The following is a 22808-nucleotide window of genomic DNA, read 5'->3' on the forward strand; positions in this document are numbered from 1 at the left end:
TTGGTTTAAGCGTACCGAACTCCGGCTTGCTTCAATCGGTTGAGGGCTTCTCCTAAGCGATCGCAGTCTGCGATCAAGCTAATTCGCACATACCCTTCGCCGCCCGCTCCAAACGCATTTCCTGGAGTCACAACAACCCCGGTTTTTTGCAGCACTTTCAAGGCGAAATCGGTCGAACCCATTCCAGATGGAACCGGAATCCAAAGATACATCGTTGCGTTCGGTCTTGGAATCGACCAACCCAGTTCTGTGAGTCCATCAATCAGAAAATCGCGGCGCGTTCGGTAGCGGTCTTGCACTTCGACTAAATAGCGATCGGGCAAATTCAACGCTGTTTCTGCTGCGGTCTGAATCGCTGAAAAAATTCCATAATCCAGATTCGTCTTCAGCGTCCGTAACCCCTGAATGACATTCTGATTGCCCACCACAAAGCCAACTCGCCAACCTGCCATGTTGTACGTTTTGGACAGGGTATGAAACTCTACACCAATATCTTTTGCGCCTGGAATTTCGAGCAAACTGGTCGGCTGATATCCATCAAACGCTAATTCTGCATACGCTTGATCGTGTACCAGTAAAATCTCATGCCGACGCGCAAACGCCACGATTTCCTCAAAAAATTCGCGGGGAGCCGTTGCAGTTGTCGGATTGCTCGGATAGTTGAAATACAGAATTTTCGCCCGTTGCGCGACTTCATCTGGAATCGCAGCTAAGTCAATCAACCAGCTCTGCTCAGCTTTCAACACCATCGGATACAGTGTCGCACCCGCAATCAATGGACCTCGAAAATGCGGCGGATAAGAGGGACTTGGAACCAGAACAACATCCCCCGGATCGAGATACGCCAGCGCCAAATGCGTTAATCCCTCTTTCGATCCTAAAAGTGGTAATGCTTCCCCGTCAGGATTGAGATCGACTCCGTACCGCCGACGATACCAATCCGTGATCGCTTTCCGAAAGCTGGCTGTGCCCTCAAACGGCGGATAACCATGATTCTTAGAATCTTGGATCGCGTGCATTGCCGATTCCACGATCGGGGCTGGAGTTGCCCCGTCTGGATTTCCCATTCCCAAATCGATCAAATCCACACCTTGCGCTCTGGCGTTGGCTTTGAGTTCATCGAGACGCGCAAAGACATATTGAGGCAGCTTCGTTAAACGATCGGCAGGAGAAATCCAGGGCAAATTCATGAGCTTGAAACGGAGACGATTGACGACTGAGTTGGCTATTCTACCGCAGATCCAACCTGAGATAAATCGCTCTTTTCAGGTCGAGTCATGGTAGTGGGTGCAGTGGTGGACACCATCGCCGCCATCAGTTGGCTGGGAACGACTGGGAACGGTAAGCGATGAATGTCTGAAGTTTCGTTACAAGCGATTTCTGCGGCGTGTTGGAGTTGCGCGATCGACACTTCACCCAAGCCCAAATCCGCCAAAGTCTTTGGCAATCCAATCTGCTCATAAAACTTCAACAATTGCTGTCTCGATGTCGCGGCAAGCTGATTACCTTGCACCATTTCTTCGAGTCGAAGCTGTACGAGAATCCCAAACGCGACTTTTTCCCCGTGTAGCGCATGATGGCTTTTCAACAGATGCGTCAATCCGTTGTGAACCGCATGAGCAGCAACCGTTCGGCATTGTGCACCGCCAATTCCACCAATCACGCCAGCCATTAGCACCGAAGCATCAACAACTTCTTGCCAGTCTGATCCCAAAGGATTGTTTAAGGCAGCTTCGGATTTTTGGAACAGAATATCGCGCAAGACTCGCGCTTGTTGAACGGCGGCGATTAGCAAAGTCTTGTCAGAGTGACCGCTACTGACTGAGGCTTCGTACCATTTCGCGATCGCATCTCCAATTCCTGCAATCAAGGTTCTCTGGGGTGCAGTCGCAACCAAATCGTAGTCCAGCACTAACAAATCTGGACAATGTGCCAATCCAACATCGTAAAGAAAAGCGTGTTGCTCAGAATAGATGTTCGATAATGCTGTCCAAGCCGCGCAAGTTGCAGCGGAGGTCGGGATCGTCACGATCGGTAATTTGCATTGATAGGCTAACAATTTCGCCGTATCGATCGCTTTTCCGCCTCCAACGCCGATGATGAAATCGGCTTGATGATCTGCGACCGCTTTTCTCAAATTCTCTAAACTCGTTTCGCTACAGTCCTTACCGTAACTTGCTTTTGCAGCCTGAAGCGAATGAGATTTGAAGACAGATCTTAGGCGAGACTTGACCACATCCAGCGATCGATCTCCCCCAACCATTAAGGGACGTGATCCCAAGCGGGCGATTTGATCCCCAACTTGTCCGATCGCACCAAATCCACGAACGACTTGAGCAGGTGCGATCGATAACGAAACTATGGAATTCGATTGAGTAGGCATTGTTTCGAGTAGAAAAACAAACTTTAAGCGGTCGGCTTGGGTAATTGTGCCAAGTTTTCGCGATACACCTTGATCGTAGCGTTTTCATCCTCGCGAATCGAGAGCGATCGCTTCACTTCACCTAAATATAAAGGTTGGGATATCCCCGCTTGCGGATGCAGAACGGTTCGCGCTCGAATGGTCATCTGATCTGCGCCTTGTCCCAAGCGACCGGGAGAAAAAATATCGATCGATGCTTGTTTTAATGTCGCTTCGAGTTGAGATTCTGTAATGCTCGGTGGCACAGCAATGACGACTTGAGCCGCTCCCGCATCGTACACCCGCGAATAATGAATCGCTCCAGAAATCTGTGGGCGATTGTAGAGTCCTAAACTGAGGGCAAAAACGCCTCCGGTGAGAACAGCAGTGAATCCGGTGATTCCAACCAGTCGGAAGCGAATTCCCCATTTGAAGATGAAGCCAATGATTGTTAAAACGGCAAATGCGATCGTAGCAATGCCCAACCATTGACCTTTTTCAATTAACTGCGCGGTTTCAAACATAAACAAGTTTTCAAATTAGATCTAATTACCAGTATCCTCGTCCGGTGGCTCTGGATTCAAATAAGCGTCCAGCATTCGTTGAGTTTCAAGCCGAAGTCCTCGAATTTCAGACTGCATCTGATCGAAGCGGGCAAACATTTCGATCTGAGTTTCAGCAAGTCGCTGAGATAGTTGTCTGATTTCGCTGATCTGCTGCTGCTGAGAGGCAATTTGCTCTTGATGAATTTGAAGCTGTACAGCTTGATTTCGCTGATTCTGGAGAACGACATCGATGAACTGATCAAGGTTCGCTTCTAATCGATCCATTCGATTGCTGAGATTGCTTTGAGTTTCTTCTGACATGACACTGGATAGACCTTTTCAAAAATTATAAGGCGCAACGAGTGGCATCTTCAAAACTAATTCGATAGAATTCTAATTAGAAAAGCATCGAAATAGATATTATGTCACAACCTGAATTTCAAACTCTCCTGAATTTCTTCAAAGCCCTATCAAACGAGAGCCGCCTCAAACTTGTGGGGATTTTGGCACAGCGCGAATACAGCGTGGAAGAACTTGCCGCACTTCTACAACTTAAAGAGCCAACAATTTCCCATCATTTGAGCAAATTGAAAGAATTGAATCTAGTTCAGATGCGTCCCGATCGCAATACACATCTCTATCGCCTTAATCAAGAAGCCCTGCAAGATTTGAGTAAAGCGATCTTTTCCACGCAAATGACGACTGTTTCAAGCGAGATCAATCCGGATGCTTGGGAAGATAAAGTCTTAAGAAATTTTCTAGATGGCGATCGCTTACGAGAAATTCCCGCAAGTCGGAAAAAACGTTGGGTAATCCTGAAATGGCTCGTGAATCAGTTTGAAATGGGGCAAGACTATCCAGAGCGATCGCTCAACGAAATCATCAAACGCATTCATCCAGATACTGCAACACTGCGACGTGAACTAATCGGATATCGAATGATGCAGCGGGAAAATGGCGTTTACTGGCGCGAACCTGAAAGCGAATGGCGAGAAGAATCAGTTTTGTGAACGGCGTTGTTTGAGATATTCATCGATCGCTGCACTCACATCATCACCATCTCCATAAGTTCGCGAAGGCGGATTTTCAGCCCGACATTTATCAATAAAAGCGTGTAAAGCTTCATCATCGTCTCGGTGATCTAGCACGTATGCTCGGAGTTCGCTCTGGGTCATTGAATTAAAGTCTGGTTTTGCACTCATACAAAGTCCCACCTTCCATTTGGCTTAATTTCAATATTAATCTCTTCGCCCGACAAGATGACGACGTTTCCCGTTCGTCTATCAAATCTAACTAAATCGATCGAGCGATACTTACTGGTCAAATCACAACAAAGTTCAAAACATCGAATTGCCTGGACTGTCGTCTGCATTACCTTGCTCAAAGTCAACAGACCATAGCATACGAGATACCTGCGCGTCTGTTATGAAACGCTCTGTTTTTCTCACACAAGATGGATTGAAATTTGATACTCTTATCCAATTAGTTCTTGGGGAACATTGGCGTGGATATTCAAATCGGCAGGGGCAAAACGGCTCGAAGAGCTTATGGATTCGACGAAATTGCGCTCTCTCCAGGACAGCGGACACTCGATCCGAAACTGGCAGATACACGCTGGACGATCGGCGGAATTGAGCGTAAAATTCCGATTATCGCTTCAGCAATGGATGGGGTCGTCGATGTAAGTATGGCAGTGAAGCTCTCGCAGTTGGGAGCGTTGGGAGTACTCAATCTAGAAGGGATTCAAACTCGTTACGAAGATCCGAATCCGATTCTCGATCGCATTGCAGCAGTTGGAACAACTGAATTTGTCCCGTTAATGCAGGAACTCTATTCGCAACCGATTAAGCCCGAATTGATCGAGAAACGAATTCAAGAAATCAAATCTCAAGGCGGAATCGTAGCAGTGAGCGCGACTCCGGCAGGTGCAAGTCAGTTTGGACAAATTGCCGCCAAAGCTGGAGCGGACTTATTCTTTATTCAAGCGACGGTGGTTTCGACAGCGCACCTTTCACCGGAATCGATCGATCCTTTAGATCTCGCAAAATTCTGTGAAGAGATGCCGATTCCCGTCATTCTTGGGAACTGTGTGACTTATGAAGTGACATTAAATCTGATGAAAGCTGGAGCCGCTGCGATTCTCGTAGGAATTGGACCGGGTGCAGCTTGTACCTCTAGGGGTGTTTTAGGAGTGGGTGTCCCACAAGCGACCGCTGTTGCAGACTGCGCGGCAGCCCGTGACGACTTCCAGCGTGAAACTGGGAAATACGTTCCGGTCATTGCAGATGGTGGATTGATTACGGGTGGCGATATCTGTAAATGTATTGCCTGCGGCGCAGATGCGGTGATGATCGGATCGCCGTTTGCACGAGCAAAAGAAGCTCCGGGTCGCGGATTTCACTGGGGAATGGCAACTCCTAGCCCGATTCTTCCTAGAGGAACTCGGATTCGGGTCGGGACAACTGGAACCCTGGAACAAATTTTGCGCGGACCTGCTCAATTAGATGATGGAACGCACAATTTATTAGGGGCGCTCCAAACAAGCATGGGAACGCTGGGTGCGAAAGATATTAAGGAAATGCAGCAAGTCGATGTTGTAATTGCTCCATCTCTATTAACGGAAGGCAAGGTTTACCAGAAAGCACAACAGCTTGGAATGGGTAAGTAACAGCTATCTTTCTTCTACGATCGCATGACCCTTTCTTTACAAAGTGCGATTATAGAATAATCTTTTCATCAAAAGTTGAAGAGTTGTACCTAGACTTGCAAGATTGCCGGGTAAAACCAAAACTGTCGTCTAGAATAAAGGAAGCGGAGACGCATGTTTCCGTTCACTCCTCACACCACACTCCGCCTGGACTTCGGTTTAGGCGGTTCCTTGTTTTTAAAGAGGTATTTATACTTTCTTAATTCAGGCAAAAACTTAAATTCAGCTCGACCGCGGTTTGTATCTAATTATGTCTAGCCTGAAGCTGAGTTCCCCTGTTCTTGCTATGTTAGAATTTCGTCAAATGAAACAAAGGCAAGGATTTTCAGGAATGTCAGCAGCCGCACAAGTTACAGATTCTTCGTTTGACCAGGAAGTGCTTCAGAGTGAAGTCCCCGTCCTCGTGGATTTCTGGGCACCTTGGTGTGGTCCCTGTCGGATGGTTGCGCCTGTGGTCGATGAGATTGCAGCGCAGTACGAAGGCAAAATTAAAGTGGTCAAACTCAACACCGATGAAAATCCCAGTGTCGCGAGTAAATATGGAATTCGCAGTATCCCCACATTGATGATTTTCAAAGGCGGTCAGCGAGTTGATATGGTCGTTGGCGCTGTTCCCAAAACGACGCTTGCAAATACACTCGAAAAGCACCTTTAAGATTCGTCCCTGGATTCGTCTCATTTGCTCAAACTCATTTGTCACAGTGCTAAAGACGCTCCAGAATAATCTTCTGGAGCGTTTTTTCAGTATCGGTGCGGGCATCGCATTCTGCCCGCAGATCGCTAAAATAGAATGCCCCTGTGAGGAACGTCCATGTCACTTGACCCGTCCCCGTCCGCTTCGTCCCAACCTACGCCGCTGATTAACGTTGAATCTTTACGATCGACGCTCAATGATCTTTTAGATCATTTGCCAACCTTGCAGCATGGAGAGCTGATTGCTCAGGCGTTGGGGTTAATTATTCGCATGAGTGGTGATGAGATCGATCGCTTAGATTGGAAAATCCTGAATGCGTCGCTGCAAGATATGGAACGAGCATTCACGGTGTTTTATCCCTATCGGCATGTGCGAAAGATTGCGATTTTCGGATCTGCCCGAATTAAGCCCGATACCGAGGAGTATCAGCTTGCGAAGGAATTTGCCCAGTGTGTGACGCAACAGGGCTACATGGTGATCACAGGTGCGGGTGGCGGCATCATGGAGGCGGGCAACGAAGGCGCGGGCGCAGATAAGTCGTTTGGCTTGAATATTCAATTGCCGTTTGAGCAAGGCGCGAATCAGTTTATTCAGGGCGATCCGAAGCTAATTCCGTTCAAATATTTCTTCACTCGAAAAGTTTTCTTTCTTAAAGAAAGTGATGCGTTAGCGCTGTTTCCGGGTGGGTTTGGCACACAGGATGAAGCGTTTGAATGTTTGACGCTGACGCAGACTGGAAAATCGGCTCCTGTTCCCTTAGTTCTCATTGATAAACCGGGTGGGCGCTACTGGGATGATTGGGCGGAATACATTGATAAGCAATTGATGAAACGCGGGTTGATTAGCGCGGACGATCCGAGTTTGTATACGATCACCGATGATTTGGATGTGGCGATCGCGGCAATTTCCAGCTTTTATCAGGTGTATCACTCTAGTCGCTATGTGGGGGGTCAATTGGTGCTGCGATTGAAGACGGAACTGAGTGACGAAGCGATCGCGGAATTGAACGATCGATTTAAAGATATTCTCGTAACGGGCAAAATTGAGAGAACGAAGCCGCTTGCACAGGAAGCCCAAGACGAAACTTATCAGCTACCCCGGTTGATCATGCACTTTAATCAGCGCGATCTCGGCAAGCTCTATCAATTGATTGCAGCAATCAATATGCTGGGCAATCCACCGCCAGAGGTTTACGCTCATCCAGAACGCAAGTAATGTGAACGCGAAACATTGCAGAACCTTAAGCGTTTCGGTGCTGAGATGAAAGGGACGGATTAAGATAAAGGCTACTGCATTGTATGCAGCATCGTCTCACTGTGTTCATGGCGCGTTTATGACTGGTCTTAACCGTTCTACCCTTCGTCGATTACTGGAGTTGCCGCAGATTCCCTCGGTTTGGGAAGGCGATCGACGAGTCTTAACTTCCGGTGCGCCGATTGATCCGGCTTGGTCTGAGTCGCCGAACCCTGAAGGAGAATGTATTCTCTGGGTGGATGGCTCTCAAGGCATGGTGAGGGCGATGGATGTCGTGCCGATCGAGACGGGACATGAAGCGATCGTGAGAACGCTTTTGCGGGCAATGGAGCATCCGCACAATCCAGGGAAGCCCGCTCGACCTCAGAAAATTGTGGTGCGCGATCGGGAAACGCTCTTTTATTTAAGAGGCGTTCTTCAAGACCTAGAGATTGCACTCGATTACGTTCCAGAATTGCCGCTGATCGATGAGATTTTCCGAGGCTTCCAGGACGCGACGAATGCACGCCCCCCAGCATTGCCGCCACAGTTTGCTGAGGAACTATTAGCGAAAGCAGACTTGCTCTGGGAAGATGCGCCCTGGTCACTGTTACCGGATCACAAGATTTTAGAGATTGAATTGAATCGATGGGATTTAGGCTGTGTCTATGCCTCGGTGATGGGAATGTTGGGCATGGAATACGGCGTTTTACTTTACCGCTCGCTCGATTCGCTCAAACAATTCCGTCAGCGCGTTCTTTCTAATGATTCGATGGATCGGATGGAAGAAGCGTTTTTAACTCAGGACTGTTTGTTTCTGACTTATGAAACTGAAGACGACGAAGACGAGCTAGAAGACGAGTTAGAAATGCTCGAACCCGTTCTTAAACCAGTCTTTGGTAACTTGCATCCATTAGAAGGGATTCGATCGTTTCTTTATGAAGAAGAAGCGATCGCGTTTATCGTGGCGCTCGAAGCCTTTCATCGATTCTTGAAGACTCATCGACGCAAGTTGATAAACGATAACTTTCCTGCAATTAGTAGCAAATTCAAGATTCCGTCTCCAGAGGGCGACACGATTTCGGTCAAAGTCTCAACGCTGCCTGAAGTCGCAGAAGAACTGTATGCGATGGTCGATGGCGATGAGTCTGAACTCAGCGAAATGCCAATGATCCGGGATGATTTGGTTCCCGAAAATTCTTATCTCAGCTTGGGCGTTGTGCCGTGGGAGATTGTCGAGCAGTTGCGATTAACTGCTGACCATTTTCAACTCGACGAACCCACACAAGCGGGCGATGGTTTGCCAATTATTTTGATTCAAACTTCGCGTCCGAAAGCGAAACAAATGATCGAGGAAATCGAAGCCTCTGGAGGACTGGGCGGAGTTTGTTTTAATCCGGGGTCTGATCCATTTGTCGGCGATCGCTATGATTTGGGTTTGCTGCAAACTCAGAACGGCGACTTACATTTATTTGGTGAGTTTGACGAGGACGATCCGACTCATGCCCAGGCGCGGAAAAAATGGGATCAGCGGTGTAAAAAAACGAAGGGCATTTGTGGCTTGCTGATTGCGAAGGGCTTGACTGGGGCGAGTCGGGGCAATCCGAGCTTGAAGGATATGATGGCGCTGTATGAAGTACGATCGCTTTCTTCAGACGATCTCGGTTTGGGCTTGTTAGAGCGTAAATTTGCAGTCGATTGGATGTAGCTTATGGTTGCTGAAATCAAATCAGATATTATTTACCCGGAAAGCGACGGGAAGCCGATGGCGGACAATACCAAGCAGTTTGAATGGATTGTGCTGATTAAGAAGAATTTAGATCTCTTGTTTCAGAATGAGCCAAATGTCTTTGTTGCAGGTGATCTGCTCTGGTATCCAGTCGAGGGCAATCCTAATGTTTGTGCGGCTCCAGATGCGATGGTCGTATTCGGCAGACCGAAAGGCGACCGAAGTTCATACAAACAGTGGGAAGAAGCAAATTTACCTCCGCAAGTCGTGTTTGAGATTTTGTCTCCGAGCAATACGAAACGGGAGATGGCGCGAAAGTTAGTCTTTTACGAAGACTACGATGTTGAGGAGTATTACATCTATGATCCGGATGCTAACCGTGTTGAAGGTTGGTTGAAATGCAATGGAATGCTGAATGAAATTGATGATTTCTCCAGTTATACCAGTCCGCGTCTTAGCATTCGCTTTGATCTGTCAGCCAGTCCGATGCAAATCTATTGCTCAAACGGCAGAAAGTTTTTGAGTTATGGAGAATTAGATGCTTTGCTGCAACAAGAACGATCGAGAGCAGATCAGGCAGAGCAACGAGCCGAACAGTTAGCGGAGCAGTTGCGGCAGATGGGAATTGATCCGGATCAGATTTGAGGAAGTCGATCGCTAATTCGTCGTCAAAGCCGTTACGACTTTTGTAATTGCAGGGCTGAGGTTCGACAGAATCAAAACGGACGCAGCAGCAATAATGATCGTGGTTGCCATTCGCACCATTGCATCTGTGCCCTTCTGATAGACATCAAATCTGTAATCGAGTCGATCGACCTTTTCACTCAAGCTTTCAAACTTCTGATCAAATTTCTCGTCAAGCTGCTCGACTTTTTCGCTCAGTTGGAGGAGAGCATCGCGAATATCGGCATTGGTTGGATTTTCTGAAATATTCATTCCGGGATTTTTCACTCTGTCTATATTTTATCGCTTGAATCTGTTCTCTAAACTGTCTTAGATGAGACTGGTAGAGGAGTCGATCGCACTTTTTTCGATCGACTCTCGATCGCTGATGAATATTGCCAAATCGTTAAAAACCTCCGACCTTTGATCAGGAAAACTGATTTTTTGAGCACAAATACTCATCAAAATCGCGAAAATCCAAAAAATAATTCTGAAATCCATATAACTTAAAGCTTTCAGACGTTCACAATTTGGAAACAGCCTATAGAATGGGCAATTGAAATTTCGAGAGAATCGGAGTTTCAGGCGATCTGAACTCCCCATCTTAGAGTTTCAAAAACCAGTCTCATGTGAGACGCTAAAGCCCTTCTTATTTCTCTTGGGAGATTGTTATGAACAAAGGTGAACTCGTTGATGCAGTGGCAGAAAAAGCAAGTGTCACGAAAAAACAAGCCGATGCAGTCCTGTCGGCAGCGATCGAAACGATCGTAGAAGCTGTTTCCTCTGGTGACAAAGTGACCTTGGTTGGATTCGGTTCGTTTGAATCGCGTGAACGGAAAGCGCGGGAAGGACGCAACCCGAAAACGGGCGATAAGATGGAAATTCCGGCAACTCGCGTTCCTGCATTTTCGGCAGGGAAGCTGTTCAAAGAGAAAGTTGCACCCGAAGACTAAGCTCACCGTTGTAAACAGGCAGGAAATCATTTTGGTTCGTCCAACGCATGGGGGAAACGTATCTTGGGCAGCAGGTCTTGTTGGCTGTTCCCCCAGTGCAATTCTTGACTTTTCTGCCAGTATCAACCCTTTGGGAACTCCAAAGTCGGCGATCGACGCGATTCAAGCGCATCTGCCACGATTACGGGACTATCCTGATCCGAATTATTCGCAGGTGCGATCGATGCTAGCTCAGATCCACCAGCTTTCTCCGGATTGGATTTTGCCCGGTAATGGCTCGGCAGAATTGCTGACTTGGGCATGTTGGGACTTGGCGGAGTTGGATCAAACAATGCTGTTTGTGCCTGCGTTTGGCGACTATTTCAGGGCGTTGAATGCGTTTGGAGCAAAGATTCAGCGGGTTCCAATCGAAGCAAATTTAGAAGGCTCTCGATCGTCTGGACTGCTGTTGAACAATCCGCACAATCCAACCGGGAAATTGTTCGATCGCGGCTTGATTCAAGAACAGTTAGATCAGTTTGCGCTGGTCGTGGTGGATGAGGCGTTTATGGACTTCTTGCCGCCGGATCAGAGTTTGATTTCGGAAATTGAACGGTATCCAAATTTGGTGATTTTACGATCGCTGACCAAATTCTATGCACTGCCAGGATTGCGGTTTGGATATGCGATCGCTCATCCCGATCGGATCAAAACTTGGCAACAACGACGCGATCCGTGGTCGGTGAATACTTTGGCGGAGGTTGCGGCTGAAGCGGTTTTACAAGACTATGAATTTCAGAAACAGACATTTGATTGGCTGAATGCTGCTCGTCCACAACTTTTTGAGGAATTGAAAGCAATTGGGGGACTGTCGCCGCTTCCGGGTGTGGCGAACTATTTTCTGGTGCGATCGGAGCGTTCCGTCACTCAACTACAGAAACAATTACTAGAACACGATAAGATTCTTATTCGAGATTGTCTGAGTTTTGCGGAATTAGGCGATCGCTATTTTCGGATAGCTATTCGCTTGCCTGCGGAAAATCAGCGTTTAATTGATGGGCTAACTTCATGCCTGCTGACTACGATTTCGTAATTATCGGATACTCGGAAACTGGAATTTATGCCGCGACCGAGGCGGCTCGAAAACGGGCAAGAGTCGCCCTCGTCGAGCAAAATTGTCAGCCGAAAGTTTCGTGCAGTCGTATTCTCTCTCAGTTTGCAAAAACGATCGCTCAGAGTTCTCGATCGTGCTTTGATGCCGATGTGAAGTTGCGTCTAGATTCGGTAAATCGGTATACGACTGCGATCGCGCAATCTCATCAAGAATTCTACGATCGAGCAAAGCTAGAAGGGTTAGGAATCGAATTTATCCCTGGTTCTGGTGAGTTCTGCCGCAAGCCTCAGACTGGATTTACCGTAAAAGGTCGAATTCTGCGATCGCGGGCTTATTTGATTGCCACCGATTACACGCCGATCGTGTCTGAGATGGTGAGTGCTTCAGGCGTTGAATTTCTCACACCGAGTTCTGTGATTACGAAAATTCCTGAATCGATCGTGATTATTGGCGATGATGCGATCGGGGTTGAATTTGCTCAGTTGTATGCTCGATTGGGCGCACAAGTGACGATGTTAATTCGACAGCCGCACTTGTTATCAATGGCAGATTTAGAAACGGCTTTTCTAGTTCAAGCGGCGCTCGAAGCGGAAGGAATCCGAATTATTAATACGCTGCACATTCGAGAGGTTCGCCAAAGCGGGAATAAGAAACGGATTGAGATTGAGAATTATGCGATCGAGACTGACGAACTTTTAATCACCGCAGGCTGGCAGCAAAACGTTTCGAGTCTGAATCTGCAAGCATTGGAGATTGATTCACCGATTCAACTCAACGATCGCTTACAAACGAGTCATCCGCGTGTGTATTGGATCACTCATCCGGTGCAATCGATCGCCCGTTATCAAACCGATATTGTTCTGAAGAATTTATCATCGCTACCGATTTACAAAGTCGATTACGATCGCGTTGTTCAATCTGTTGCAACTGATCCTGAATTTGCTTGGATTGGACTGACTGAAACTCAAGCGATTCGCCGTTATCGTCGCGATGTAATGATATTGCGTTTACCGTTTAATGCTTTGATGCAGGCACAAATCACGGGAGCGACAACCGGACTATTGAAATTAATTGTGCGGCGGAATGGTCAGATTTTAGGAGCGCATCTTGTCGGAGAAAATGCGATCGAGTTAATTCATTTGATTTCTCTAGCAATGTCTGAGAATTTGAGAGTGCAATTCTTCGATCGTTTTTCTTATGCGTCTCCAGCGTTTTCAGAAATACTCAGAAATGCGGCTCACGAATATCGCAAGTTGCAGCGAAATGATTTCCTTCAGGATTTACAGGAGAGCTACTTTGCTTGGCAGCGAGGGCGAACGAATTTAGACGAGCGACGATAAGCCCGATCTCACCTTCCGTCGATCTCAGGTCAGCGTACCAACTCCGAATCTGATTCGTTGATAGTTCATCCGCTACGGTTCTACTGGAAAAACACGGTAGAAACGCTGTGATTTCTACCGTGTTTGGAATCGCTATTTGGCATCCTTGCAGCTAATTTCGCCGAGTTGGAGACGACGCGCTTCTTGAGCCACACGATCGCACATTTGACGACTGCCCACCTGACTTTGGAACAAGTTGAATTCGTCGATCGTCAATTGCGGTTTCTGGTCTGCCAGGATTTGGTAGAAACTTTGACGAAACTCTTGACACAAGCCGCGTACTCGATCGCGAGCATTCGGATTGACTTGGCTGATGTTTTGACAAACGCCGCTCGGTACGTTGCCACCTGTGACTTGTTGGAGTTGACCTTGGAGCGTTTGGCGACGCTGTTCGAGCGCGACCGCTGCCCGGACATAGCGAGTAAAGGCGGATTCTTGAGCCGATGCGGAACTATCAAAGGCTTGAGACACGGTAGGAGCAGAAAAGTCCGGTGCCCAGCCTGCTAAAACCGCGATCGCAGAAAATGCGCCCAACGCGATCGAGCGTTTGACGAGCCAACGAGAAAGAGAAGAAAAATCACGGTTCATCATCATAAGGCGGTGTGACATTCCGAAAACTAGCACACAAGAGAGGTACAAATAATCTGAATTATTTTACTCGCAAGAAGTTCCAGCACGTGGAAAAAACTTTGAGAATTTTCGATAAAGATCTTCGTTTCGGTTATCGATGAAAGCGATCGCGTTCTGCCTGAATCACCGCATAACATTCGCAAGCGATCGCTTCTAATGTTTGCCGCTGTGCAATTGTAATCCGTCCCCGACTGGATCGAACCGCCCCTAACTGGGCAAGTTCCCCGATCGCGACGGTGATCCCCGATCGCCGAGTTCCTAACATTTGTGCCAGCGCTTCATGGGTAATCGTGAATTCATCAATCTGTAAGGCAGTTTGAATAAGCAATAACTGTCGTGCTAAACGCTCCCGAATGGAATGAAAGCGATGACACGCTGCGAGTTGAGAGGTTTGTAACAATAAAACTTGAACATATTCTAATAAGATTGCTTGTAAGGCAGGACTTTGTTCAAATTCGTCTAACAGGGGCTGAATCGGCAAGCGGAGCGCAGAATCCCCGACTTGGACGATCGCTTGTTGGACACTCTCGCGCCGTCCTAAAATAACCGAAGTTCCAATAAAGCCATCGTGCCCGACGAGTCCGACTTCGAGCACCGAACCATTTGAAAGCAAAGTCGTGAGCGAAATCAGCGATCGGATTGGAAAATAAACGTGTGAAATGGCTTCCCCGATCGGATGAAGAATTTGTTGAGTCGTCAGCGTTACAAGCTCAAAATGAATCGCTAATCGATGATAAATTTCTGGGGGAAGCGCTCGGAGCAGGCGATTTTCTAGCGCACTAGAAGCCGCGATCGAAGACATGAGAATAAACTCCACAAATAGCTGCGCGTAAGCGAGATCAGCGACAGCGCGAGAAGTAGACGCATCTAGTCCTCGTGCAAAGGTGAATTCTCAAAGCTAACGTTAAATTCTTTTTTCTTTATTGTGGCGGTTTATTCCAAGTCGAGCGAATTCCAGAACGGGGAGAAAACCGTATGGAATGTGGAGAGAACACCGTTTCATGTGAGGTGAATTCGATGATTCTTTGCGCTCCGATTCAGTCCCGCCCCGGAATAGAATTCGGGGCTACCTGTGCGAAGTCCCTCTACAGGGACTAAAAACCGCATCGTGATTGCTCTTCAGTCCCCTTCAGTGGACTTTGTTCGATTAGCCCCGAATTCCATTCCGGGGCGAGTCAGCAACGAAGCGAGAAGACTCGTCGAACTGAAGTCGATATGCCTACCGAAACTGCCTGCTCGTTCTCGCCTGATTTGCTTCCCCAAATCCTCGAACTCATAAAAAAACAGTCGATCGACATCGATCGACTGTTTCTAATCAAAGGGCGAAACTACATCATTCCCATACCGCCCATGCCACCCATACCGCCCATACCGCCCATGCCGCCCATATCGGGAGCAGCAGCGGATTTCGGCTCAGGCTTCTCAACGACAAGCGCTTCAGTCGTCAGAACCATTCCTGCGATCGAGCCTGCGTCTTGAAGTGCCGATCGCACGACTTTCGCCGGATCAACAATTCCCGCAGCTAACAGATCCTCATATTCGTTGGTCATGGCGTTGTAGCCTTCGTTAAAGCTCATTTCCCGCACTTTCTCAACGACGACCGCACCTTCGACACCTGCGTTGTCCGCAATCTGACGCAACGGAGCATCGATCGCCCGAATCACAATATCCACACCGATTTGCTCTTCGGCATTCAGACTTGCCTTGAGTTCCTCTAGCTTCGGCGCTAAGTGAATCAGCGAAACGCCACCACCCGGCACAACTCCTTCAGCGACTGCCGCTTTTGTTGCGTTCAGCGCATCCTCGATTCGCAGCTTGCGGTTCTTTAGTTCGGTTTCGGTGGCGGCTCCCACTTTGATCACCGCAATTCCACCTGCTAGTTTTGCAATCCGCTCTGTGATCTTTTCCTTGTCGTACTCAGAATCACTTCGTGCCACTTCTTGCCGCAACTGCTCGACGCGCTTCTGCACGTTGTCGCTACTTGCATTATCTGCAACGATCGTAGTCGAATCTTTGGTGACAATGATCTTTCTCGCTGTTCCAAGCATTTCACCGGAAACTGCATCCAAGCTCAGACCGATTTCTTCAGAAATTACTTGTCCATCGGTGAGAACAGCGATATCTTGCAGCATTTGTTTGCGTCGATCGCCAAATCCAGGAGCTTTAATGGCGACCACATTCAACACGCCCCGCAGACGGTTCACGACTAAAGTTGCCAGCGCTTCACCTTCAACATCTTCCGCAATGATTAACAGCGGTTGACCTGCTCTTGCAACTCGTTCGAGCACCGGAACTAATTCTTGAATCGAACCAATTTTCTTATCGCAAAGCAGAATTGCAACGTTTTCGTATTCGACGATCAAGCGTTCGGTGTCAGTGACGAAATAGGGTGAAAGATAACCGCGATCGAGTTCCATTCCTTCAACGACTTCGAGTTCTGTCGCCAAAGATTTCGATTCTTCAACGGTAATCACTCCATCGCGACCGACTTGATCCATCGCGAATTGAATCATTTTACCGACTTCATCATCGTTTCCAGACGAAACCGTTGCGACCTGAGCGATTTCTGGTCCTTCGACGGGTTTTGCGACTGCTTGAATCTCGATGACGAGTTTCGCGATCGCTTTATCCATTCCGCGCCGTAAGCTAATTGGATTTGTCCCGGCTGCGACGTTCTTTAAGCCTTCTCGAATCATCGCTTGAGCGAGAACAGTTGCAGTCGTGGTGCCGTCTCCAGCCAAATCTTTCGTTTTAGAAGCGACTTCCCGAATTAACGCGGCTCCTGTGTTTTCGAGCGGGTCTTCGAGTTCGATCTCTTTCGCGATCGAGACTCCATCGTTAATAATCTGAGGTGCGCCAAATTTCTTTTCGAGCAGTACATTTCGACCGCGTGGACCGAGCGTGACTCGTACCGCATCTGCAAGTGCATTTACGCCACGTTCTAGCGCCTGCCGAGACGCTTCATCAAAGACAACAATCTTCGCCATAAGTTATAGCCAGTTCTCCACCTAGAAATTTAGCACTCACTGAGCCAGAGTGCTAAACGATTCATGATCGGAAAACCGTATGAAGGAACGCGATCGCAACCATCAGACAGTCTCTTCGCTGCGTTGCGGTTCCGCCCTGAAATAAATTTCGGGCTAATCGGCGCAAGTCCATTGAAATGGACTAAGAACTTCAAACTGGCTCCCAGTCTACTTCAGTAGACTTTCCACAATTAGCCCGAAATTCATTTCAGGGCGGGGTATGGCAACAAACGAAGATATCTCAAACAGTCTCTAAGCCCGATTGCCCAACAATTTATCGCGCAAATGCTTAATCTTGTCGCGATATTTCGCTGCTTCCTCGAACTCCATCTTTTTCGCTGCGTCTTTCATCTGCGCTTCAAGCTGAGTGATCAGTGTCGGAATGTTCTCTAACGGAATCTCGTCCGATTTTTCGTAGGCTTGCTCTAATTCCTGCAAATTTAAGCGGCGAGAAACTTCCAAAAACGCCAAGATTGCATTACTTGACTTCTTGATAATCGGTTTCGGAACAATCCCGTGTTTCTCGTTGTATTCCAACTGAATCGTTCGTCGTCGCTCGGTTTCATCGATCGCGGCTGCCATACTATCGGTCAGGTTATCGGCATAAAGAATCGCTTTCCCTTCCACATGTCGCGCTGCTCGTCCGATCGTCTGAATTAGCGATCGCTTCGCCCGCAAGAATCCTTCTTTATCGGCATCGAGAATCGCAACTAGGGAAACTTCCGGTAAGTCCAATCCTTCCCGCAGCAGGTTCACCCCGATCAAAACATCGAATGTGCCTTCTCTGAGTTCTTGAAGAATTTCGATTCGCTCGATCGAGTTAATTTCTGAGTGCAAGTATCTCACCCGAACTCCGCGTTCTTGGAAGTATTCGGTCAAATCTTCCGCCATCCGCTTTGTCAGCGTTGTCACCAGCGTTCTTTCGCGCTTTTCGACTCGCGTTTGAATTTCATGCAGCAAGTCATCGACCTGTCCTTGAGTCGGACGCACATAGATTTCGGGATCAACCACTCCAGTCGGTCGAATCACTTGTTCGACGATGCGATCTTCAGAGATTTCTAATTCCCAATCGCCCGGAGTTGCTGAGATAAAGACGCACTGATTGACTCTTTCCCAAAATTCTTCAGCTTTAAGCGGACGGTTATCGGCAGCACTCGGTAAACGGAAACCGTGATCGATTAAAACCTTCTTCCGCGCTTGGTCGCCGTTGTACATCCCTCGGAGTTGCGGAATGCTGACGTGAGATTCATCGATCGCCAATAACCAATCTTTCGGGAAATAATTCAGCAAACACTCCGGCGCATCTCCTGGATTGCGTCCGGCAAGATGTCTTGAGTAGTTCTCAACACCGTTACAAAAACCAACTTCTCTCAAGACCTCTAAATCATACCGAGTGCGTTGCTCTAAGCGTTGTGCTTCGAGTAATTTTCCTTGCGATTCGAGTTCTACTAAGCGCTGTTTTAGCTCTAGTTCAATCTCATCACAAGCAATCTGCAATCGATCTTCGGGAGTGACAAAGTGACGAGCCGGATAAATGCTGACCGCTTCCATACTTTGAAGCGTTGCGCCTGTGACCGGATCAACATAGCGAATGGCATCAATCTCATCGCCAAAGAATTCGACTCGAATAATTCGATCTTCGTAAGCTGGACCAATTTCTAAAACATCGCCTTTGACTCGAAATTTTCCGCGACCAAGATCTAAATCATTCCGCGAATACTGTACCGAGGCGAGATCGCGTAAGACTTGCCGCTGATTGATTTCTTCACCCACTCTCAGCCGAATCGACGCATTGAGGTATTCCGATGCAATTCCCAAACCATAGATACAGCTAATCGAAGCCACCACAATCACATCGCGGCGTTCAAACAGCGATCGAGTCGCCGAGTGCCGCAACATATCAATCTCTTCATTGATCGAAGAGGTCTTTTCGATGTAGGTATCACTTACCGGAATATAAGCTTCTGGTTGATAGTAGTCGTAATAACTCACAAAATACTCAACGGCATTGTGCGGAAAAAATTCGCGCAACTCATTACAAAGCTGTGCCGCAAGAGTTTTATTGTGTGCAAGCAATAAGGTCGGCTTGCCAACTTTGTCAATCACTCGTGCGATCGTATGTGTTTTTCCAGTTCCGGTCGCACCTTGCAGCGTTTGAAAACGATTTCCAGCATTGATACTCTTAACCAGACTTGCGATCGCGCTTGGCTGATCGCCCATCGGCTCAAACGGGGCTTGAATGTTAAATTCTGCCATTTTCAAATCAGAGAGAGTTACCTCAATTTTAGCGTTTCTCTCTGGGGGATTGCGGTGTCGGGGACCGCGATTGATCGTTTCGGGGATCTCTATCTTTAGGAAATGTTGTTCTGAATCGCAATCACCCTTCTGCTAGAGTTCTACCCCAGATAAAACCGTTAAATTCGATACAGTTGGTAGCGATACCAACAAACACTATCTAAAACTATTAGGAGAAAATCATGAGCTTAGAAGATAAGGCTAAAGCTGCTGCTAAAAACATCGAAGGAAAAGCACAAGAAGCAATGGGTAACGTGACTGGCGACCCTGGCGACAAGATGGAAGGAAAAGCAAAACAGACCGAAGCAGCAGCTCGCAATGCTAAGGAAGATGTGAAAGATGCAGCGAAAGATGTTGTCGATCGTGCATAGTTAACGTCCCACCCCAATAACCTCAATCAGGCGATCGCTCAATACGATCGTCTTTTTTGCATGAAAAAACCGGGATAACTTATCCCGGTTTAGCATTTGATTCCAATCGCTTAGAAGTTCATCTCGGCAGCTTGAACGCGCTCGACTTGTTTCTTCTTCAGCACCAAGAAAATTTGGGTCAGCGTGACGATCGCGAAGAACGCCAACAGTCCCTTAATCCGATCGGGGCTTTGCAGCACGATTTCCTTATCGATTTGACCAAATCCACCCACGTTCGGGTTACCGGTCAACGGATCGCCTGCCTTCACTGCGTCACCTTGAGCAACTAACAGATCAGGACCCGCGGGAATTTCGTCGGTTGCGACGGTTCCGTTCTCTTCAGTGATTTGAACGCTGTAGCCGCCTTCTTCGGTTTTGTCGATCGCGCTAATCGTTCCCGACACCGAAGCGTTATAAACTGCGTTGTTGCTCTTTTGTCCGGTCGGATAAACCTGCCCGCGTCCACGGTTGCCGCCGACGTGAATCGGGTACTTTCCAAAACGCAGAGACTTATCAGCATTCGGATCAGGAGACAGCACCGGGAATTCAATTTCCTGATACTGTTCGCCCGGAATTGGACCGACGACAAGCCAGTTCGGGTGAGCATCGCTGTACGGCTGAATGTAAAGTTCTTCAGCTTTTGCTTTTTGCTCTTCGGTCATGCGGTCTTCAGGAGCCAGCTTGAAGCCATCCGGCAGCATCAACACTGCACCGACGTTGAGCGGTCCTTTACTTCCGTCACCTTGAACTTGTTGAACACTGGTGTCGTAAGGGATTTTCACCACTGCTTCAAACACGGTGTCCGGCAGAACCGATTGGGGAAGCTCTAATTCCGTCGGTTTTGCGCCTAAGTGACAGTTGGCGCAAACAATCCGACCCGTTGCTTCACGGGGATTTTCGTACTGGCTTTGAGCAAAAATGGGATATGCAGAAGCCGCTTGAGGGAGGGAAAAACTTCCGGCAAGGAAGGTCGCGATCGCGGCAATCGTGACGATCGCTTTACGTAAAAAACTGGTTCTCATCTCTGGTTTCTCTGTTGTGCAAGGGTTCTCAACGGCTTAAGCCCACCAAGGATCGTCGCCGGTACGGAAGTCGGTTTCTGTCCAAGATGTAAACGCGATTTTGTCGTTGTCTACATTCGCGTGAACCAGTGCCAAAGACAACGGAGCGGGACCGCGAACGACCTTTCCGGTGTTGTCATACTGTGAACCGTGGCACGGACACATAAATTTGTTTTCGTTGGCGTTCCAGGGCACTACACAGCCGAGGTGAGTACAAACGGCGTTAATCCCGTAGTTCTCGATCGCGCCTTCGTTCGTCACAACGACATAGGTCGGATCGCCTTTTAGCCCTTGAGCGAGATTGCGATCGCCTGCGGGATGGGACTTGAGATATTCGCTGACCACGATATCGTTACCGAGCGCGTCTTTTGCCGTGACTCCACCGGATGCGCCACCCGACGACGGCGGAATAAAGTATTTGACGACTGGATATAAAGCACCGAGCGCGACCAACGCTTCAGAGCCAAACATCAAGGCGTTCATAAATTGGCGACGACCCATGCTTGGGACATCAGAAGATTCAGATAATTGAGCCATGACTTCTTCTCTAGGGATTGCGAATGCAAGATGACAAAAGATTTCGCGCAGAACTGCTTTGAGAGCACTGTGTTTAAATCAATTTACATGGAGGTGCTACACTGTGACGCTCCAAGTTTGTCTAAACTGTCTGTCCAGAGATCCCTTAGAGTCCGCCATTCGTAGCGTTTCTTAGGTGTATTATACATTTCTTGACATTCACATTTGCGAGTGAATTGAATTAACAAAGTGTTACAAATAACGATTGCGCCATCATGACAGGACAAGAGCTAAGGCAACTTCTTTTGAATAAGTGGGGGCGATCGTATGACATCCAGGTCAGACGGACGCAAGGAAAGTTTTTTGTCCAGGTGATGTGGAAGTATCTGGAGCAGTTATCGTTTCCATTGTCTGAGCCAGAATATTTGGAACATCTGGATCAGGTGGCGGAATATTTGGCGGGCTGGGGCGCGATCGAGCAAGTCGAGTCCTACATTCAGAAAACCCGTGAACGTCCAAGACAAGGAAAAGCGGTAAGTATCCCGATCGATTTAGGCGATCGAGCTTCGGAGTGGTTACTAGAGGATTTTTGAGGTGAAAGCGAGAGCACTGAATCACGCTTGCTGTGTGCGAATCAACGGGAAAAAGTGACCGACCGGACCTTGCCCCTGTCCGATCGCTAATGAATATTCCAAAGCAGTCGTGACATATTGTTTTGCGGCTTGGATGGACGATCGCAAATCTTTCCCCTGTGCCAAATTTGCCGTAATCGCTGCCCCAAGAGTGCATCCGGTTCCATGCGTGTGCTTTGTATCCACTCGCTCAGTTGCCAGCGTTTCACAGTGAGTTCCATCAAACCAAACATCGACTCCACGCAGTTCATCCCGCATTCCGCCACCTTTGACGAGAACCGACTTCGCACCCAGTTCAAAAATGCGCTGAGCGGCTTTCTGCATATCTTCGAGCGTATTAATTTCGATACCGCTGAGGAGTTGAGCTTCGTAGCGATTGGGAGTCAGAATTAGTGCGTGTGGAATCAGGAGCGTTTTGAGAGCCGCGATCGCTGAATCATCAATTAACTGCGCTCCCGTTCTCGACACCATCACGGGATCAACGACTAAGTTTGAAATCTTTGAAGCTTGTTCGGAAACGGCTGTGATAATTTCTTCATTCAACAGCATTCCAGTTTTTGCCGCTTGTACACCAATATCTTCAAGGACGGCTTCAATTTGTGCGGTGACTGCTTCTGGAGGTAACGCATCGACTCGCGTCACACCAAGCGTGTTTTGTGCAGTGATACAGGTGAGGGCGCTCGTTCCATGGACACAATGAAACGCAAAAGTTCGTAAGTCGGCTTGAATTCCTGCACCGCCGCCACTGTCAGAACCTGCGATCGTTAATGCGATCGGAATCGAAGGAAGGGGCATCGTTTCGGTTTACCAAGAGGGGGCATTTCTATGGTAAACGGTGCAT

At 48.0% G+C, this 22808-nt stretch carries 24 protein-coding genes; 11 read left to right on the forward strand and 13 right to left on the reverse strand.

Translation table 11 applies throughout. The features are described 5' to 3' along the window. Positions 1–5: 5 nt before the first annotated feature. Genes NIES2104_RS12885 through NIES2104_RS12900 form a run of 4 tightly spaced genes read right to left on the reverse strand, consistent with a single transcriptional unit; the run spans position 6 to position 3267 of the window. Positions 6–1190: an aspartate aminotransferase gene (locus tag NIES2104_RS12885; protein WP_058998584.1), complete on the reverse strand. Its 1185-nt coding sequence runs from the start codon at positions 1188–1190 to the stop codon at positions 6–8. A gap of 35 nt (positions 1191–1225) precedes the next feature. Continuing rightward, positions 1226–2383, reverse strand: a complete 1158-nt coding sequence (locus NIES2104_RS12890) for an iron-containing alcohol dehydrogenase family protein (protein WP_058998585.1) — start codon at positions 2381–2383, stop codon at positions 1226–1228. Positions 2384–2406: 23 nt separating this feature from the next. Then, a complete protein-coding gene (locus NIES2104_RS12895; RefSeq protein WP_058998586.1) occupies positions 2407–2925 on the reverse strand; it encodes a Ycf51 family protein in 519 nt (172 codons plus the stop codon). A 21-nt stretch (positions 2926–2946) separates the two neighbouring features. Then, a complete protein-coding gene (locus NIES2104_RS12900; RefSeq protein ID WP_058998587.1) occupies positions 2947–3267 on the reverse strand; it encodes a hypothetical protein in 321 nt (106 codons plus the stop codon). Positions 3268–3368: 101 nt separating this feature from the next. On the opposite strand from NIES2104_RS12900, the gene NIES2104_RS12905 reads away from it, so the two are divergent. Beyond that, entirely contained in the window at positions 3369–3956 is a 588-nt protein-coding gene (locus NIES2104_RS12905) for a metalloregulator ArsR/SmtB family transcription factor (RefSeq protein ID WP_058998588.1), read from the forward strand. Here the strand turns inward: NIES2104_RS12905 and NIES2104_RS12910 are convergent. Continuing rightward, positions 3945–4148 (reverse strand): hypothetical protein, encoded by a 204-nt coding sequence (locus NIES2104_RS12910; protein WP_058998589.1) that lies wholly within the window; start codon positions 4146–4148, stop codon positions 3945–3947. The two genes, NIES2104_RS12905 and NIES2104_RS12910, sit on opposite strands and share 12 nt — an antisense overlap. A 302-nt stretch (positions 4149–4450) precedes the next feature. Between NIES2104_RS12910 and NIES2104_RS12915 the strand changes: the two genes are divergently transcribed. The 5 genes from NIES2104_RS12915 (at position 4451) to NIES2104_RS12935 (ending at position 9954) form a co-directional block, all read left to right on the forward strand. Beyond that, a complete protein-coding gene (locus tag NIES2104_RS12915; RefSeq protein ID WP_058998590.1) occupies positions 4451–5614 on the forward strand; it encodes a GuaB3 family IMP dehydrogenase-related protein in 1164 nt (387 codons plus the stop codon). Positions 5615–5939: 325 nt separating this feature from the next. After that, positions 5940–6308, forward strand: a complete 369-nt coding sequence (gene trxA, locus NIES2104_RS12920; protein ID WP_339375243.1) for a thioredoxin — start codon at positions 5940–5942, stop codon at positions 6306–6308. 156 nt (positions 6309–6464) lie between these two features. After that, positions 6465–7562, forward strand: coding sequence for an LOG family protein (locus NIES2104_RS12925; protein ID WP_058998591.1), 1098 nt, complete (start codon positions 6465–6467; stop codon positions 7560–7562). Positions 7563–7680: 118 nt separating this feature from the next. Continuing rightward, positions 7681–9288: a hypothetical protein gene (locus NIES2104_RS12930; protein ID WP_058998592.1), complete on the forward strand. Its 1608-nt coding sequence runs from the start codon at positions 7681–7683 to the stop codon at positions 9286–9288. Positions 9289–9291: 3 nt separating this feature from the next. Further along, positions 9292–9954, forward strand: a complete 663-nt coding sequence (locus NIES2104_RS12935; protein WP_058998593.1) for a Uma2 family endonuclease — start codon at positions 9292–9294, stop codon at positions 9952–9954. Positions 9955–9966: 12 nt separating this feature from the next. Here NIES2104_RS12935 and NIES2104_RS12940 read toward each other — a convergent pair whose 3' ends face one another. Next, positions 9967–10245, reverse strand: a complete 279-nt coding sequence (locus NIES2104_RS12940) for a hypothetical protein (RefSeq protein WP_058998594.1) — start codon at positions 10243–10245, stop codon at positions 9967–9969. A gap of 398 nt (positions 10246–10643) precedes the next feature. Here NIES2104_RS12940 and NIES2104_RS12945 point away from each other — a divergent pair, with 398 nt between their 5' ends. From NIES2104_RS12945 to NIES2104_RS12955, 3 genes are read left to right on the forward strand one after another with little or no spacing between them, the layout of a single operon-like run. Next, positions 10644–10925: an HU family DNA-binding protein gene (locus tag NIES2104_RS12945; RefSeq protein WP_058998595.1), complete on the forward strand. Its 282-nt coding sequence runs from the start codon at positions 10644–10646 to the stop codon at positions 10923–10925. A 31-nt stretch (positions 10926–10956) separates the two neighbouring features. Next, entirely contained in the window at positions 10957–11997 is a 1041-nt protein-coding gene (gene cobD / locus NIES2104_RS12950) for a threonine-phosphate decarboxylase CobD (RefSeq protein WP_058998596.1), read from the forward strand. Beyond that, positions 11973–13358 carry an NAD(P)/FAD-dependent oxidoreductase gene (locus NIES2104_RS12955; RefSeq protein WP_058998597.1) on the forward strand — a complete coding sequence of 462 codons (1386 nt, stop codon included), beginning with the start codon at positions 11973–11975 and terminating at the stop codon, positions 13356–13358. Before cobD ends, NIES2104_RS12955 begins: the two co-directional genes overlap by 25 nt. Positions 13359–13490: 132 nt before the next feature. Here NIES2104_RS12955 and NIES2104_RS12960 read toward each other — a convergent pair whose 3' ends face one another. The 4 genes from NIES2104_RS12960 to uvrB all read right to left on the reverse strand — a co-directional run bounded on the left by NIES2104_RS12960 (position 13491) and on the right by uvrB (position 19309). Beyond that, positions 13491–13991, reverse strand: a complete 501-nt coding sequence (locus NIES2104_RS12960; protein ID WP_058998598.1) for a DUF4168 domain-containing protein — start codon at positions 13989–13991, stop codon at positions 13491–13493. A 127-nt stretch (positions 13992–14118) separates the two neighbouring features. Beyond that, positions 14119–14829, reverse strand: a complete 711-nt coding sequence (locus NIES2104_RS12965; RefSeq protein WP_058998599.1) for a Crp/Fnr family transcriptional regulator — start codon at positions 14827–14829, stop codon at positions 14119–14121. A 526-nt stretch (positions 14830–15355) separates the two neighbouring features. Beyond that, complete coding sequence (gene groL, locus NIES2104_RS12970; protein WP_058998600.1) at positions 15356–17014, reverse strand: chaperonin GroEL; 1659 nt, start codon at positions 17012–17014, stop codon at positions 15356–15358. 291 nt (positions 17015–17305) lie between these two features. After that, positions 17306–19309, reverse strand: coding sequence for an excinuclease ABC subunit UvrB (gene uvrB, locus NIES2104_RS12975; protein ID WP_058998601.1), 2004 nt, complete (start codon positions 19307–19309; stop codon positions 17306–17308). A 221-nt stretch (positions 19310–19530) separates the two neighbouring features. Here uvrB and NIES2104_RS12980 point away from each other — a divergent pair, with 221 nt between their 5' ends. After that, on the forward strand, positions 19531–19719 hold the full coding sequence (locus NIES2104_RS12980; protein WP_058998602.1) for a CsbD family protein: 189 nt from the start codon (positions 19531–19533) through the stop codon (positions 19717–19719). Between the two features lie 110 nt (positions 19720–19829). Here NIES2104_RS12980 and petA read toward each other — a convergent pair whose 3' ends face one another. Together petA and petC are read right to left on the reverse strand one after the other, a co-directional pair. Next, entirely contained in the window at positions 19830–20780 is a 951-nt protein-coding gene (gene petA / locus NIES2104_RS12985) for a cytochrome f (protein ID WP_058998603.1), read from the reverse strand. A gap of 36 nt (positions 20781–20816) precedes the next feature. Then, a complete protein-coding gene (gene petC, locus NIES2104_RS12990) occupies positions 20817–21356 on the reverse strand; it encodes a cytochrome b6-f complex iron-sulfur subunit (protein WP_058998604.1) in 540 nt (179 codons plus the stop codon). A gap of 254 nt (positions 21357–21610) precedes the next feature. Here petC and NIES2104_RS12995 point away from each other — a divergent pair, with 254 nt between their 5' ends. Then, entirely contained in the window at positions 21611–21928 is a 318-nt protein-coding gene (locus tag NIES2104_RS12995; protein ID WP_058998605.1) for a DUF3067 family protein, read from the forward strand. A 21-nt stretch (positions 21929–21949) separates the two neighbouring features. Here NIES2104_RS12995 and thiD read toward each other — a convergent pair whose 3' ends face one another. Then, positions 21950–22762: a bifunctional hydroxymethylpyrimidine kinase/phosphomethylpyrimidine kinase gene (thiD, locus tag NIES2104_RS13000; RefSeq protein WP_058998606.1), complete on the reverse strand. Its 813-nt coding sequence runs from the start codon at positions 22760–22762 to the stop codon at positions 21950–21952. Between the last annotated feature and the right edge of the window lie 46 nt (positions 22763–22808).

The sequence above is a fragment of the Leptolyngbya sp. NIES-2104 genome (genome assembly GCF_001485215.1).
Taxonomy (GTDB): Bacteria; Cyanobacteriota; Cyanobacteriia; order Leptolyngbyales; family Leptolyngbyaceae; genus Leptolyngbya.